This is a genomic window from Streptomyces hokutonensis (assembly GCF_000376565.1).
Taxonomy (GTDB): Bacteria; Actinomycetota; Actinomycetes; order Streptomycetales; family Streptomycetaceae; genus Streptomyces; species Streptomyces hokutonensis.
The window spans coordinates 124,875-139,313 of record NZ_BARG01000053.1; the positions used below are offsets into that span (position 1 = coordinate 124,875).

The 14,439-nt window shown below is 69.8% G+C and carries 12 protein-coding genes and 1 pseudogene; 6 read left to right on the top strand and 7 right to left on the bottom strand.

Annotated features, from left to right (window positions below; translation table 11 throughout):
• Window positions 1-6: 6 nt before the first annotated feature.
• A pseudogene (locus tag SSP08S_RS56355) lies at window positions 7-573 on the top strand (M23 family metallopeptidase); the annotation flags it as partial.
• 26 nt (window positions 574-599) lie between these two features.
• Here the strand turns inward: SSP08S_RS56355 and SSP08S_RS32995 are convergent.
• Together SSP08S_RS32995 and SSP08S_RS33000 are read right to left on the bottom strand one after the other, a co-directional pair.
• Window positions 600-1,991, bottom strand: coding sequence for a serine/threonine-protein kinase (locus SSP08S_RS32995; protein ID WP_019071939.1), 1,392 nt, complete (start codon window positions 1,989-1,991; stop codon window positions 600-602).
• Between the two features lie 23 nt (window positions 1,992-2,014).
• The gene (locus SSP08S_RS33000) at window positions 2,015-2,800 is read right to left on the bottom strand and encodes an FHA domain-containing protein (RefSeq protein ID WP_019071940.1); all 786 of its coding nucleotides are present in this window, start codon (window positions 2,798-2,800) and stop codon (window positions 2,015-2,017) included.
• A 407-nt stretch (window positions 2,801-3,207) separates the two neighbouring features.
• On the opposite strand from SSP08S_RS33000, the gene SSP08S_RS33005 reads away from it, so the two are divergent.
• Window positions 3,208-3,969: a hypothetical protein gene (locus SSP08S_RS33005; protein WP_026179034.1), complete on the top strand. Its 762-nt coding sequence runs from the start codon at window positions 3,208-3,210 to the stop codon at window positions 3,967-3,969.
• Window positions 3,970-4,092: 123 nt separating this feature from the next.
• On the opposite strand, the gene SSP08S_RS58340 is transcribed toward SSP08S_RS33005, so the two are convergent.
• Window positions 4,093-5,667, bottom strand: a complete 1,575-nt coding sequence (locus tag SSP08S_RS58340; RefSeq protein WP_019071942.1) for a peptidoglycan-binding protein — start codon at window positions 5,665-5,667, stop codon at window positions 4,093-4,095.
• A gap of 554 nt (window positions 5,668-6,221) precedes the next feature.
• Here SSP08S_RS58340 and SSP08S_RS33020 point away from each other — a divergent pair.
• The gene (locus SSP08S_RS33020) at window positions 6,222-6,530 is read left to right on the top strand and encodes a DUF2690 domain-containing protein (RefSeq protein ID WP_019071943.1); all 309 of its coding nucleotides are present in this window, start codon (window positions 6,222-6,224) and stop codon (window positions 6,528-6,530) included.
• A 32-nt stretch (window positions 6,531-6,562) separates the two neighbouring features.
• On the opposite strand, the gene SSP08S_RS33025 is transcribed toward SSP08S_RS33020, so the two are convergent.
• Both SSP08S_RS33025 and SSP08S_RS33030 read right to left on the bottom strand, forming a co-directional pair.
• Window positions 6,563-7,687, bottom strand: coding sequence for an NAD(P)/FAD-dependent oxidoreductase (locus tag SSP08S_RS33025; RefSeq protein WP_102133464.1), 1,125 nt, complete (start codon window positions 7,685-7,687; stop codon window positions 6,563-6,565).
• A 429-nt stretch (window positions 7,688-8,116) separates the two neighbouring features.
• Window positions 8,117-8,653: a TetR/AcrR family transcriptional regulator gene (locus SSP08S_RS33030; protein ID WP_019071945.1), complete on the bottom strand. Its 537-nt coding sequence runs from the start codon at window positions 8,651-8,653 to the stop codon at window positions 8,117-8,119.
• Between the two features lie 75 nt (window positions 8,654-8,728).
• Here SSP08S_RS33030 and SSP08S_RS33035 point away from each other — a divergent pair, with 75 nt between their 5' ends.
• Window positions 8,729-9,778 carry an aldo/keto reductase gene (locus SSP08S_RS33035; protein WP_019071946.1) on the top strand — a complete coding sequence of 350 codons (1,050 nt, stop codon included), beginning with the start codon at window positions 8,729-8,731 and terminating at the stop codon, window positions 9,776-9,778.
• A 72-nt stretch (window positions 9,779-9,850) separates the two neighbouring features.
• A complete protein-coding gene (locus SSP08S_RS33040) occupies window positions 9,851-10,885 on the top strand; it encodes an NAD-dependent epimerase/dehydratase family protein (protein WP_019071947.1) in 1,035 nt (344 codons plus the stop codon).
• A gap of 125 nt (window positions 10,886-11,010) precedes the next feature.
• Here SSP08S_RS33040 and SSP08S_RS33045 read toward each other — a convergent pair whose 3' ends face one another.
• On the bottom strand, window positions 11,011-12,141 hold the full coding sequence (locus SSP08S_RS33045) for a fatty acid desaturase family protein (protein ID WP_019071948.1): 1,131 nt from the start codon (window positions 12,139-12,141) through the stop codon (window positions 11,011-11,013).
• A 7-nt stretch (window positions 12,142-12,148) separates the two neighbouring features.
• Window positions 12,149-13,204 carry a ferredoxin reductase gene (locus SSP08S_RS33050; protein WP_026179036.1) on the bottom strand — a complete coding sequence of 352 codons (1,056 nt, stop codon included), beginning with the start codon at window positions 13,202-13,204 and terminating at the stop codon, window positions 12,149-12,151.
• A gap of 87 nt (window positions 13,205-13,291) precedes the next feature.
• On the opposite strand from SSP08S_RS33050, the gene SSP08S_RS33055 reads away from it, so the two are divergent.
• Window positions 13,292-14,431 carry a PucR family transcriptional regulator gene (locus SSP08S_RS33055; RefSeq protein WP_019071950.1) on the top strand — a complete coding sequence of 380 codons (1,140 nt, stop codon included), beginning with the start codon at window positions 13,292-13,294 and terminating at the stop codon, window positions 14,429-14,431.
• Window positions 14,432-14,439: the final 8 nt, after the last annotated feature.

Here is a 14,439-nt window from a genome sequence, read left to right on the forward strand (position 1 = left end):
GTCTACCTCCACATGGACCGCATCGACGTCCACCTCGGCCAGCAGGTCGCGTCGGGGCACCCGGTCGGGCGGCTGGGACTGGTCGGCACGGAGGAGGCGCATCTGCACTACGAGCAGCTCTACGACACCAACGGCGACAACGACGGCGAGACGGACGAGATGGTCAACCCGGTGCTCCAGGGCACCGAGTACCGGCTCACCCCCGACGGCCCGTTCCCCCGGGTCACCAGCACCAACGCCTGCGACGGCGGGGGAGGGCAGCCGCCCCGGTACTGGGTCGACACCATGGCCGACGCCACCGGCTATCCCGACGCCGACTGCACGCACGACGGCACACCGCGGTGCGCCGCCCAGGGCACCCTGCGCAAGGGCACCAACTACGTCCTGTGCAGGAAGTGGGGCGACGAGGTGCGGGTCGGCGCGGCCTACAACCACTGGTGGCTGCTGACCGACCTCGACGACGTGACACCGGGCGGCCGGGGACGGGCGTACGTCTCCGCCTACTACCTCGACCGATGGGGCAACGACGAGGCGAAGGACAACGACGGCCGGGACATCCCCGTGTGCACCTGATCCGGCCGGACCAGGAGCACACGGCCTCATCGGCAGGCGGGCAGGGCGGGCCGGTCCTTCGTGCGCACGGCGGGGAACCACGCGGTGGCATCGGCCGCGCCGCCCGGCAACCGGACGCGGTACCACTCGGTGGAACGGGTACCGAACTCGTCGGTCACCGGCAGCCCTTGAGGCAACCGGCACTGCGCCGTGAGAACGTCCCCGTGCCACACGCGAGTGGCCACCACATTGGCGACGGTGTACGGCGCCAGCGGGTCGATCGCCAGACCGAGACTGCACTGCTGATCACGGTCGGCCGCGTGGGCCCGGCAGGTCGGCTCCACGTTGTACACCGTGATGGCGGCGGGGCCGGCGGTGTCGGAGACGTTCGTGACATGGACCGAGCCGTCCTGCTTCGCACCGCTGTCGTCCGCGACGTAGACCCATCCGGCGACCGTCGCCGCGCACAGGGCGGTGGCCGCCGCCGCGCCGAGAACGACCCGTCGTCGGCGCCGATCCCCGTCGGTACGTGCCGCACCTGTACCGCTGCCATGGGTTTCCGCACCGATGCGAGCCAGCAGGACTCCCGCGGTGCAGGCGGCGCGCGCCTCATGGGTGGGGGCGAGACAGTCGGTCGCCAGCTCGCGCCAGAACGGCGGTACGGCGGCATCCAGCCGCAGGGGCGCCCGTCCACCGGCGTACTCCTGCGCCGCGGCTCCCCGCGCGGCCGGGGTCGCGCCGGGGAAGGGCGAGATGCCGCCGGTGAACATCTGGTGGACCATGATGCCGAGCGCCCAGATGTCGGCGCTCGGCCGCGCCTGCACACCGCGTTCGCCCAGCGGAGCCTTCCAGCGCTCCGGCGGCAGAAAGTCGGGAGTGCCCAGGGGCGGCATCCACGCATGCGTGCCGTGAGTCCCGTCGAGCTCCGAGGCCAGCCCGAAATCCGACAGACGGACCGAACCGTCCGCCATCAGGAGAACGTTGTCGGGCTTGAGGTCGCCGTGCACCCAGCCCAGCTCGTGCAGATGGGCCAGCCCCTCGCAGATCTCGGTCAGGATCCGCTCGGCCTGTCCGTCCGCCAACCCCGCCTCACCCGCGAGGAGTTGACGCAGACTGTGCTCGGCACGCTCCATCACCAGCACGATCGCGCCGTCGAGTTCGGGATGGTCCGGTTCGTTCAGTACGAGCGAGTCGAGCACCCGGATCAGCCGGGGATGCCGCGCCCGGCGCCCGAACTCGCGCTCGCGGTGGGCACATTCCAGCAGCCCGCGCGCCTGCTTAGGGGCGAGTCCGGATGTCGGCAGGAACTTCAACGCGACGGCAGCCGGGTGGTCGTCGTCCGAACCGCGCACGCTTTGGCCCTCGTAGACCCATCCCCAGCCCCCGTCCGCGATGGGTTCCCCCACCGCCCAGCCCCCGACCCGGAAACCGGCCGGCACACGCTCGGCCCCGGCCCCAGCGTTCACCGGCCCACCGCCTGCGCCTGGACGCTGTTGCCGGAGGCCGCCGAACGGGACGGAAGCAGTCCCAGATGGGACTCGCCGACCACCCCGAACCGCAGGGCGATTCCGACCAGCGCCTCGCGCTTGCCGTTGCGGCGGGCGCCCCGGCCCACGTCACGCGACTCCGGCAGGACGATCCGGAGCTTCTCCTCGGCGAGGTAGTCGATGTGAGCACTCACCCCGCGAGCGGTGAGACGGGCGCACTGCGGCAACTGCCGCAGCCGTTCGACGATCTCGGGAGTGGTGGGAACGGCCAGCGCGGACTCGTCGCGCAGCCGCGGCTCGCACAGGGCGACCAGAACCAGGAAGTACGTCGCCGTCTCGTCGAGCGAGTAGGCGGTCAGGGTCTGGGTGCCCAGACGGCCGCCGACCGCCCCCTGCGGGTCAAGGTAGACGTGGTCGGGGGCGAAGACCTGAAAGCTCACCGGGGTGTCCCGTGTGGGCAGGACCACGCGCGCGAACTCGAAGGGAATGGGCGCCCCGAGGCGGCGCGGCGGCACCCGCAGATACTCGCCCGCGCCCTCCGGGTTCTCCACCAGATAGCTCTGCGTGGCGCTGAGGTTGCTCAACAGCCAGTGGTCCTCGTTCACCCGGATCTCCCCGGCCAGCCGCGACACCGCCGGATCGTCGAGCCGCAACTCCACGCCGACGGTGTCCGAGCCCCGGCCGAAGCGGGCGACCTCACCCGCGCCGAGCCGTAGCGTCAGCGGCGGGTCCTGTGGCACATGGATCAGTACGCCGCTCATCGTCCCCCGATTCCGACAGAGTGTGCCTTTCGGGTTGTTTCTCTTCCGCACAAGGCAGGCACACGAGCGCTGGTCAACGCGCACACCCCGTTTTACCTCGATTCCTTCCGCTGTCTCGCACGCAGGCCGCAGGAGCACACGAGCCCCGTTCGTCAACACCGCTTACGCAGCGCGGCGGTTGCATGCGCGAGGACTCTGACACAAAGCTCTTCGAGTCGAGTGTCGGAGGCTCCGGCTTTGGCCGATATCCGTTGCTGCCTCGCCCGGTTCCAGCACTGGCCGAGCGGGTACGGTGCCTCGCTCGCCGCCTGCAGCTGGCGGGATGTCGATGGCGGCCTGAGAACCATCCGTGTAAGTTGACGATCTTCGGACGGCGGAAGCTCCCGGAGTCCCTGAATGCGAACGCCATGACGAACCCCCACCAGCCCTCCGCACGACTTCGCCTCGCCGCCGCGCTCGACGGCCTGGCCGCCGTCTTCGGCGGGATGACGGCCCACCCCGACGAGCACAACTGCGAGTGCCATTGGGGAAGCGCCGACGAACTCGCGCAGCTCAAGGTTCCGGATACGGAGCTGGACCTCGACCTCCTGGGCCGCACCTGGCAGGCCCCCGACTGGAGCGACCACGCATCCGTACTGCGCCGGATCCTGCCCCAGTTGGCCACGGCCCTCGTCGAAGGCTCCGTCGAGCCGCACGACGGGTTCGAGGAAGTCGGCCGCTCGTTCGCTCGCGGTCTTTGGCAGCAGTGGCCCACCGTGCAAGCCGAAGCGGTCAGGGAATTCCTGCACGCCTTGTGGGCCGACACACTCACGGATCCGGATCCCGCGGTACCCGCGTACGAGGTCCTGGCATTGATCACCGAGGCATCCGCCACGCTCACCCCGTGGCTCACCACATGGGAAACGGTGACCGACCGTGCGGCCGACTCCCACCTCGCCGAGGCGGCGGCAAAGTGGGAGTACGACCTGCTGGGAGACCAACTCCCCTGGGACTCTTGGGAGAACGAGGAAGAGAAGCGCACCGAGCTGACCGCCTGGCTGGTCCGCAATGCCCCTGCCCGGCTCCGCGCCCACGGCGTGTCAGAGGAACTGCTCCACCGCATACGGCTGCTCGGCCTCACCGGCGACGATCGCTGGGAGGCCCCTCATTGGCCCGGCCACCGCTACTGACCCACCGAACCGTGCTGGGCTTCCCGTCCTCGCCTTTTGTGAGCGTGTCGACACGGGAAGCGGGGCGACCGCACCGTCGCGATCGCCCCGCACTCGCACACTCGCCGCCGGAGTGCTCGGCGGTCAGCTTCCGACGAGCATCTGCCAGGTCTGCGGGCCGACTTGGCCGTCCACGCCGAGGCCGTGCGCGGACTGGAAGGCCCGGGCGGCGCTGACGGTGCCGGAGCCGAAACTGCCGTCGACCGTGAGGCCGTAGCCGAACTTGTTCAGCTCCACCTGCGCGGCGCGGACGGCGTCGCCGGTGGAGCCGTTCTGGACCTGGACGATCAGTGCGGACCAGGTGTGCGGGCCGATCTGGCCGTCCACGCTGAGGCCGTGTGCGGACTGGAAACTCTTGGCCGCGGCGAGCGTGGCGGGCCCGAACTGGCCGTCGGCGTTGATCGAGGCACCGTGGTAGCGCAGCAGGTACTGCGCGGCCAGCACATTGTTCCCGGTGTCGCCGTCGATGACATTCGGCCAGGGCGGCACGACGGTGCCGCCGCCCGTGGCGCCGGTTCCGGTACCCACGAGCATCTGCCAGGTCTGCGGCCCCACTTGGCCGTCCACGCCCAGACCGTGCGCGGACTGGAACGCCCGGGCGGCGCTGACGGTGCCGGAGCCGAAACTGCCGTCCACAGTGAGGCCGTACCCGAACCGGTTCAGCTCCACCTGCGCGGCCCGGACAGCGTCGCCGCTGGAGCCGTCCTGGACCTGGACGATCAGCGCCGACCAGGTCTGCGGGCCGATCTGGCCGTCCACGCTCAGGCCGTGTGCGGACTGGAAGCTCTTGGCCGCGGCGAGCGTGCCCGCCCCGAACTGGCCGTCGGCGGTGATCGATGCACCGTGGTAGCGCAGCAGATACTGCGCCGCCTGCACGCTGGGCCCCGTCATGCCGTCGGTGATGTTCGGCCAGGACGGCAGGATGACGCCGGTACCGCCACCGCCCGTGCCGCCCCACTGCCCGTAGTCGGCGGCCATCGCCTGGTCGAGGTCCGCGTCGTGCCCGGCGACCGAGATGCCGTTCTGGACCTGACGCAACTGTGCCCGGCTGTCCCAGTTCCCGCTGGACCACGCGTACGTCTGCCAGCCCCAGGCTATTTTCCCGTTGTCGAAGAGTTCCTTGATCACGTGGTAGCCGCCGTACGCACCGGTCCGGGACCGGCCGATCACCGACGCTACGCCGTCGAAGTAGGAGTTGAGCGCGGAGTACATCGAGGACTGGAGGTCGAAGTCGACGCTGAAGTAGATCGGCCGCGACGACGGCATCCCGTTGGCGGACGCCTGCCGCTGCGCCTCCGTGGCATGCCCCGCCCCCTGGGAGTACGGGTCGGCGGGCACGCCGCTCTGCCAGTCCTGCAGCCCGTCGGACTCCCAGTTGGAGACGATGCCCAGATCCGCGGCGGTCAGGGCCTGAGCCTCGGACAGGGTGAGGACCTTCGGGTTCGGCAGCCAGCTGAGGTAACGGCACACGAAGCCGTAGCCCGCCGCGGCGACCGAACCGGCGGTGAGCGACGCGTCGGAGTAGTCGATCCCGTAGCCGGTCGCCGCGGACGCGGACTGGGCGAATCCGATGCCGGTCGCGGTGGCCACCGCGGCGCCGCCGGCGAGGGTCAGCAGTCTGCGGCGGGACAAAACACGGCCGGGGTCAAACAGGTTCATGACACGTTCCAATCCTTGACGTCTGGTTGCGGTGAGCAACGCGGGAGCCGCTGGGCGACGCGGCATTCGAGACCTGTCGGCGCCAACTGTCCAGCGCTTGGGCGGTGTCAGTCGGAAGCAGCGCTGGAGGTGATCTTTGGGCCCGGGCCGGGCCCGCGTCCACAGCGAGCCGGGATGTGGTGGGATCGTGGGACGGCACCGGCACTGACCTGCAGGGATCCGTGACAGGGTGACGGTTGAGCGGGACGGTTTCGGCGTGGCCGGCCGCCGAACAGGGCGGTGTGGTGCCCGGCACCGCGATCTGCCGTACGGCGAGAGCGGGTTGGAGTTGCGCCGGCACAAACACCGCCGGTGGTGTCGGGACCCCAGCTGCCGGCGGTGGCGACGGACGCACGCAGTGCGTCCACGGGAAGAGTTGTCATAGCCCCCACCTGCCGTTATTCGGCACCTTGCAACACAGTCGTGCCGCTTGGAAGCGGGGACGGGCGAGCCACTGGCATCGCGCTGAGGCACCGCACTTGGGGGGCGTGCTGGGAGGAAGAACGGGGCAGGGCATGGGGCGCTGGAAGGCGCTGCCTTTACATATCCAGACCCCGACCGGGGTGGGTCTGGAGATCCGTTACAACCCGCTGTGCTGCGCCGCCTGGGCCGGGGTGTGGAACGCCGCCGACGGCGACAGGCTCACGCTGGCGACGCCCGGCCACTCCACCCAGGGCGTCACCGTCGCCGATCTGGGCAGGCGAGACCCGTTCATCTACACGGATCTGATCGATGCGAGCGGCAGGGCAACACGGTTGAAGGCCTGCTTGGCGAGTTCCGGGCCGGATGATCCGGCCCGGGGCTATTCGGTGTCGCCTCCCTGACGCGCATACGGGATACGTCGGCCGCCGGGCTGTTACGAGGAGAACCTCTCGGGGCGGAAGTCTGCAAGCAGCTCGTCCCTCTGCCCGCTGAGGATCTCTGAAGCCAGGAGTCGGCCGATCACCGGCCCGAGCGTGATCCCGCTGTGAGAAACGGCCTCGTAGTAGCCCGGCACGGACGGCACTGCTCCCACCGAAGGGAATCCATCAGCAGGGATGGGCCGGTTGACCACCGATGTCTGTGTGATGCGGGAGTTGCCGAGCTCGGGGACGGCGTGGTGCGCCAATTCGTGGAGCAGCCGGGCCAGTTGACCCGGATCTTCGCCGGTGTCTATGAGTGCGTCGATCTCGCGGCTGTGGAGAACCACCGACGCGCCTCCGTCAGGTCGGATCTCGACGTGAGGCGCGTGCATGACCCGGTGAATGGGGACCTGGGCACAGTCGATGCGGGTGACGACGCCGGGTTCCCGGCGCATCGGCAGGTGCCGTGCGACGAGTCCCGCGACCTGCGAGGCGCTGGGACCCGCCGCGTTCACGACGATGTCGACGTCGAGACGGCTCCCATCGGCCAGGGCAACTGCCCGGATGCCGCCGTCGGCACCGGTGTCGATGCCGCACACCGCGTTGCCGGACCGGATCACGGCGCCCGCCGCAAGGGCCTGGTCGACGAGCCGGCCCACGAGGTGACGTCCGTGCACCCAGGCTTCGTCGGCGTAGAACACGACCGGAGTCTCGTCGGGCATCGTGAGGGAGGGTTCGAGTCGGCTGCGGACCTCCGCTCCCGTGTACCTCTCGACCCGGTAGCCCCAGGCGGCCAACAGCTCGGCTGTTTCCAGGAACTTCGCCTCCGCTGCGGGGGTGTCCGCCCAGCGCAGGTGGCCGCTGGGATACCACCACGAGTCCGGCCCGATGATCCCGGCAAGTTCACGGTGGGCTGCCATGCCCGCGACGTTCAGGTCGAAATAGGACCTGCGCGCGGTCTTGTTGCTGGCGTTGACCCATGAGAAGGACCAGTTGGTGACGCCTTCGCCCGGCTGGCCCGCGTCGATGAAGACCACGTCGGCGCCGTGCCGGGACAGGTTCCAGCCCACACTCGCTCCGACGATGCCTACGCCGATGACGGCAACACGTCCAGGCCGTCGGACGGACTTGCTCCTCACGAACGCCCCCTTTTGCAGATCACGGGCGGACTCCCGTTACCAGCTCGGGCACCGGCAGCGCTCGCGTCGTACGGCGGACAGTCGTACGGCGGACAGACGACGATCACGCTGACCGGGAGCGCAGACATCCACGCCCGGGCGCGGGACTTCGGCCGGATTGTCCGCTCGCCGAGATCGGCCGTCGGCTGTTCGATTGCGGGATCACCCCATGGCTTCTTCTGGACTCACCTCGGCCATACCCCCGCAAGGCCCCGGGAATCGTCTTCGCTCAGGGGTGCCGGCCAGCGGCCAGCTCCTGGCGGATCGGCAACGGACTCCGTCGGCCCTGCGTCACTCACTCAAGTCCAGCTGCTCGAATGGTGCGTCGGCCACCAGCGCGGACGGAACTGTGAATCGTCCATCTGGCGAGCCTTGTCACGCGCGCTTCGTTCATCGGTGCCTGCGGAGTCCGTCGAGGATGAGCGCGAGCATGTGGGGTGCCCGGTCCTCGGGTGTGGACGCGGCGCGCCACAAGGCGCCGGTGAGTTGGAGGAAGTCGCCCGGGTCGGCGTCCGGGCGGATGGTCCCGTCCTTCTTGCCGGCGTCGAGTAGTTGGGTGATCGCGGCGATGACCGGGCCGTAGCTCTGCTCGCTGATCGCCTGGTGTGCGCCTGGGCCCAGGGCGTCGCCGAGGCCGTGTTTTCTGCGCATGCCCTCGACGAGGTCGATCGTCCAGTGGCGGAGCGCTTCCAGGGGAGTCATGCGGGCCAGCAGGTCGGGCACGGTGTCGACGATGCGTGCCACCTCGTCCTGGTACACGGCCAGGACCAGCGACTCGCGGGTCGGGAAGTTGCGGTACAGGGTGCCCGCGCCGACTCCCGCGCGCTGGGAGATCTGGTTCATCGACGTACTGCCGTCCTCCGCGAGCGCTTCGCGTGCGACGGCGAGGATGCGTGCCCTGTTCTCACGGGCGTCCGAACGGACCACGAGACCTCACCTTGATAAGTGGAGAGTTCTCCACTACGTTATGTGGAGACCTCTCCGCATACTTTAAGGAGCGTCATGCATTACATCAAGCTCGGCACGACCGGCCTCGACGTGTCCCCGATCGCGATCGGCGCGATGACCTACGGCGAGCCCGACCGCGGGCACCCCGTCTGGTCGAAGGGCGAACAGGACGCACGACCGCTCATCCAGCACGCGCTGGAGGCGGGGATCAACTTCTTCGACACCGCGAACATGTACTCCAACGGCTCCAGCGAGGAGATCCTCGGCCGGGCGCTCAAGGACTTCGCCGACCGTGACGCCGTGGTGATCGCCACCAAACTGCGCCATCCCATGCGGCTGGGACCCAACGGACGGGGACTGTCACGCAAGGCGGTCATGACCGAGGTCGACCACTCGCTGCGCCGCCTCGGCACCGACTACATCGACCTCTACCAGATCCACCGCAACGACCACTCCACCCCCTGGGAGGAGACCCTGGAGGCGCTCAGCGACCTCGTGCGGGCCGGCAAGGTCCGCTACCTCGGCGCCTCGTCCATGCACGCGTGGGAGTTCGCCAAGGCGCTGCGCCTACAGAAGGAGAACGGCTGGGCGCGGTTCGTGTCCATGCAGGACCACTACAACCTCCTCGCCCGTGAGGAGGAGCGCGAGATGATCCCGCTGTGCCTGGACGAGGGCGTGGGCACGATCATCTGGTCGCCGCTGGCCCGAGGCCGCCTCACCCGCGCGTGGAACGACGCCCGCTCGACGGTGCGCTCCGAGACGGACGGCGCGTACGCGGACACGCTCTACTCGCCCGCCGAGGAGGAGTCCAACCGCGCGATCATCGACGCGGTCGGACAGGTCGCGGACGCCCACGGCGTCAGCCGCGCACAGATCGCGCTCGCCTGGCTGCGAAGCCGGCCGGTCGTCACCGCGCCGCTGGTCGGCGCCGGTTCGACCCGGCAGATCGACGAGGCGGTGGCGTCCCTCGACGTCGAGCTCACCGACGACGAAGTGCGCGCGCTGGAGGCCCCGTACACCCCCAGGTACGACTGGCAGGGCGTCTCGGACGAAGCCGAGATGGAAGCCATCCGCAAGCGCGTCCCCGGCCTGGCCCTTGCGTGAAACCCGTCCTTCGCGACCCCTCACACCTAACGGCACCCATCGCCGCACGAGTCCAGAACTGAGGAGAGACAGATGACACGCGTACTGGTCACCGGGGGAACAGGATTCATCGGGAGCTGGTGCATCCAGGCCCTGCTCGACGCCGGGTACACCGTCCGCACCACGGTCCGTGACCTGCGGCGCGAACCGGCACTGCGGTCCTGGCTGCACACGGCCACGCCGTTCGACGACGACCGTCTCACGGTCGTACGCGCCGACCTCGAACAGCCCGACGGCTGGGACGCCGCCGTCGCCGACTGCGACTTCGTCCTCCACGTCGCCTCGCCGACCCTGCGTCATACGCCCGCGAACGACGACGACATGGTGGTCCCGGCGCGCGAGGGTGTTCTGCGGGTGCTGCGCGCGGCCCGCGACGCCCGCGTGCGCCGGGTCGTCCTGACGAGCGCCTTCGGTGCCATCGGGATCGGGCACCCTCCGCGCTCGACCCCGTTCACCGAGGAGGACTGGACCGACGTCGACAGCGACATTCCGCCCTACCAGCGCTCCAAGACCCTTGCCGAACGCGCCGCCTGGCAGTTCGTCCAGGACGAAGGCGGCGGTCTGGAACTGGCGGCGGTTCATCCCGTGGGAGTCCTCGGCCCGCTGCTCGGCCCTGACGACCCGCCGTCCCTGCGGCTGGTCCGCAGAATGCTCGAAGGGCAGGTTCCCGCGTGCCCTCCCTTCGGGATGGGCTTCGTCGACGTGCGCGACGTCGCGGACCTGCACCTGCGCGCGATGACCGATCCGGCAGCCGCCGGCGAACGCTTCCTGGCAGTCGCCGGGCACAGCCTGCGTGTCGTCGACATCGCGCGCATCCTGCACGACCGCCTGGGCGACCGGGCCGCGAAGGCCCCGACCCGTGAACTGCCCGTGTGGCTCGCACGCGCCTTGGGCATCGTGAACCCGGAACTGCGACTGCTCCGGCACCAGCTCGGCCGGGACCTCGACGCCACGAGCACCAAGGCGGAGAAGGTCCTCGGCTGGCGGGCGCGTCCCATCGAGGACACCATCGAGGAGACCGCCGAGAGCCTCCTCGCCCACGGCATCGGGACGAAGACCGGCTCGTAGCAGACCGACGCGGCAGCCCTCCGCCGGTCGGCAGGGCTGTCCACCGTCGATGCGTGAGTCCCGGACGATCACCCGAAGTCGGAAGGCAAGTTCGCCCCGTCACCACCTGCGGACTCCGCCAGAGATCAGGCCGCGACGAGCTCCTGCTCGCGCTCGCGGTCCGGCGTCTTGGCCTCCACCACGGGCTTCTTGTTCGGCAGCGAGAGCCGGAAGACCTTGTGCCACGCGGAGAACACCTGCTTGGGCAGCGGCCCGGTGACGTACTCCAGCTCGTACTTCTCGAACAGCGCGCGCACCTTCACCGCGACCTCGGCGTACCGGTTGCTCGGCAGGTCCGGGAAGAGGTGGTGCTCGATCTGGTGGGAGAGGTTGCCGGTCATGAAGTGCATGGCCTTGCTGCCGCTGATGTTCGCCGAGCCCATCATCTGGCGCAGGTACCACTGGCCGCGCGTCTCGCCCTGGATCGACCGGCGCTCGAAGACCTGCACGCCCTCGGGGAAGTGCCCGCACATGATCACCGAGTGGGTCCAGAGGTTGCGGACCAGGTTCGCGGTGAACGTGGCGCCGAGCGTGGTGAGGAACGACGGGCCCGACAGCAGCGGATGGATCACGTAGTCCTTGAGCACCTGCTTGCGGATCTTGCGGCCCACGGCCCTGGCCCGCTCGCGGAACTCCGGGTTCTTGCGGCGGCGCTTCTGCAGGTTCTTGCCGAGCTCCAGGTCGTACGCGGCGATGCCGTACTCGAAGAAGCAGGCGTTGAGGAAGTTCCACAGCGGCTGGCCGAGGTGGAAGGGGTGCCACTTCTGGTCCTCGTCGACGCGCATGATGCCGTAGCCGAGGTCGTTGTCCTTGCCGATCACGTTGGTGTACGTGTGGTGGAGCTCGTTGTGCGAGTGCTTCCACTGCTCGGACGGCGAGACGTGATCCCACTCCCAGGTGGTGGAGTGGATCTTCGGGTCGCGCATCCAGTCCCACTGGCCGTGCAGGATGTTGTGGCCGATCTCCATGTTGTCCATGATCTTCGCCACGGACAGACCGGCGGTGCCGAGCAGCCACGCGGGAGGGAAGAACGAGAACAACAGCACGCCCCGGCTGGCCAGTTCGAGCTTGCGCTGCGCCGAGATGACCTTGCGGATGTACGCGGCGTCCTTCTCACCGCGGTCGGCGATCACCTCGTCGCGGATCGCGTCCAGCTCGCGGCCGAGCTCCTCGATCTGCTCCGCGGTCAGGTGGGCGGTGGGGTCGATGGCGGTCAAGGTGCTCCTACCGTTCGATGTCGCAGGGGCCCGCCGCGGCGGACACACAGGTCTGGATGAGGACGCCGGGCTCGGCCTCGGTGATCTCGCCGGTGCGCAGGTCGCGGACGGCGCCCGCCTTGAGCGGTGAGACGCAGCCGAAGCAGATGCCCATGCGGCACCCGGAGGGCATGAGCACGCCGGCTTCCTCGCCGACGTCCAGCAACGGCGTGGCGCCGTCCGCGTCGACGGTCCTGCCGGTGGCGCTGAAGGTGACCTCGCCGCCGTCGCCGGTGACGACGATGCCGGGGCGGAAGCGTTCGGTGTGCAGACGTTCCTGTACGCCGTGCTCGGTCCAGTGCTCCTCGGCGGCGTCGAGCAGGCCCGCGGGCCCGCAGGCCCAGGTCTCGCGCTCGGCCCAGTCGGGCACGAGTTCGCCGAGACGGGCGATGTCGAGCACGCCGTCCGTGTCGGTGTGCACCTCGGTGAGCCGCAGCTTCATGTCCCCGACGAGGCCGTGCAGTTCGTCGCGGAAGATCACGTCGTGCGGCCGCGGTGCGGAGTGGACCATGACGACGTCGTCGAACTCGGTATCGCGCAGCATGCCCATCACGGGCGTGATGCCGCTGCCGGCCGTCAGATAGAGCACTTTGGCGGGCTTGGCCCGCGGCAGTACGAAGTCACCGGTCGCCTGGTCGAGGTGGATCAGCGTGCCCGGTTTCGCCCTGCGGACCAGGTGGTTGCTGACCTTGCCGTCCGGGATCGCCTTCACGGTGATCGTGAAGCGGCCGTCCTGACGGTCGGTCGGCGAGGTGAGGGAGTAGGCACGCCACAGGCGCACCCCGTCGACGTCGACCCCGATCCGCACGTACTGACCGGCCGTATGGCCGCGCCAGCCCCGTCCCGGTCTGATCACGACGGTCGCGGCGTCATCCGTCTCGGGATGCACGGCCTCGATGCGCCCCCGCAGGTCGGCGCCCGCACGCAGCGGGCTGACCAGGTCGAGGTAGTCCGACGGCAGCAGCGGCGTCGTGACCATCTCCAGCAGTTTCCACGCCCTGCTGCGAAGGGCTGTACTCGTCATGACTCCAGCCTGCTGCGCCCGAAGGCGTAAAGTCCTGTCCGTAGGGCGTGAATCTGATCCGCTGAATTGTTCGCAGGGAACAAAAACGTGAGCCATGCAATCCAGAGGGCCGGCGAACTGGCCCTGGACGAGACGACGGTCACAGTACTCCGGGCCGCGCTGACGAGCACCGCCGACGAGGTCGTCCAGGCGATCATCGACGAGGTCCCTCCCTACGCCAACGCCCTTGCGGGCCCCATGGGCGGCACCATCCGCCGGGCCGTCCGCACCGCCCTGGGGCACTACCTGGACCTCGCGAGCGGCAACGCCACGGGCGTCGACGGCGGTGACGCGGCCTACGACCTGGGCCGTGGCGAGGTCCGCGACGGCCGTTCGATGGACGCCCTGCTCAGCGCCTACCGCGTCGGCGCCCGCGTGGCCTGGCGATGCCTGGCGGCGGGCGCCGTCCCCGCGGGCCTGCCCGCCGCCGAGGTCGCCAAGTTCGCCGAGCTGACCTTCGCCTACATCGACGAGCTCTCCGCCGCGAGCGCCGCGGGCCACGCCGACGAACTGGCCGCCCGGGGCCGGGCCCACGAGCGCCACCTGGAACACCTGGCCCGCGACCTCGTCGCCGGCGCGAGCCCGGACGTACTGCTGGTCTCCGCTCAGCGGGCCGGGTGGCAGCCTCCGGTTTCGCTGACCGCCGTCCTGCTGCCCGCCGCCCAGGCCCGGCCCGCCTACCGCACGCTCGACCCGAGCACCCTCGTCCTCGACGATCTGCCGGACGCCACGGGGGTGTTGCTCGTCCCCGACGCCGACCGACCCCATCTCCTGCGGCAACTGACCGACCGCACCGCCGTGGCCGGCCCGGCCCGGCCATGGACGCGGGCGTCCGCCTCGTACGCACGAGCCGTACGCGCCCGCTCCCTCTCCTCCGACATCCGCGACACCGAGGACCACCTGCCCGAACTGGTGCTGAGCGCCGACGCGGACGCGTACGCGGACCTGCGGGCCCGAGCCCTCGCACCGCTGCGGACCTTGCCCGCCGCGACCGCACGGAGGCTTGAGGAGACGTTGCGGGCGTGGCTGCTGCACCAGGGCAGACGGGACGAGGTGGCGGCGGAGTTGTTCGTCCATCCCCAGACGGTCCGGTACCGGATGTCGCAACTGCGGGAGCTGTTCCCGGATCTCGCATCGCCACAGCGGGTCCTTGAACTGACGCTGGCTGTCGGTCTGCGGGTCAACTGAGAAGCGGA

Excerpts from the sequence above, each read along its gene's own strand:
- SSP08S_RS33050 (WP_026179036.1), bottom strand. The coding sequence starts at position 13,204 with ATGACGAGTACAGCCCTTCGCAGCAGGGCGTGGAAACTGCTGGAGATG.
- SSP08S_RS33035 (WP_019071946.1), top strand. The coding sequence starts at position 8,729 with ATGCATTACATCAAGCTCGGCACGACCGGCCTCGACGTGTCCCCGATC.
- SSP08S_RS33040 (WP_019071947.1), top strand. The coding sequence starts at position 9,851 with ATGACACGCGTACTGGTCACCGGGGGAACAGGATTCATCGGGAGCTGG.
- SSP08S_RS33020 (WP_019071943.1), top strand. The coding sequence starts at position 6,222 with ATGGGGCGCTGGAAGGCGCTGCCTTTACATATCCAGACCCCGACCGGG.
- SSP08S_RS33005 (WP_026179034.1), top strand. The coding sequence starts at position 3,208 with ATGACGAACCCCCACCAGCCCTCCGCACGACTTCGCCTCGCCGCCGCG.
- SSP08S_RS33000 (WP_019071940.1), bottom strand. The coding sequence starts at position 2,800 with ATGAGCGGCGTACTGATCCATGTGCCACAGGACCCGCCGCTGACGCTA.
- SSP08S_RS58340 (WP_019071942.1), bottom strand. The coding sequence starts at position 5,667 with ATGAACCTGTTTGACCCCGGCCGTGTTTTGTCCCGCCGCAGACTGCTG.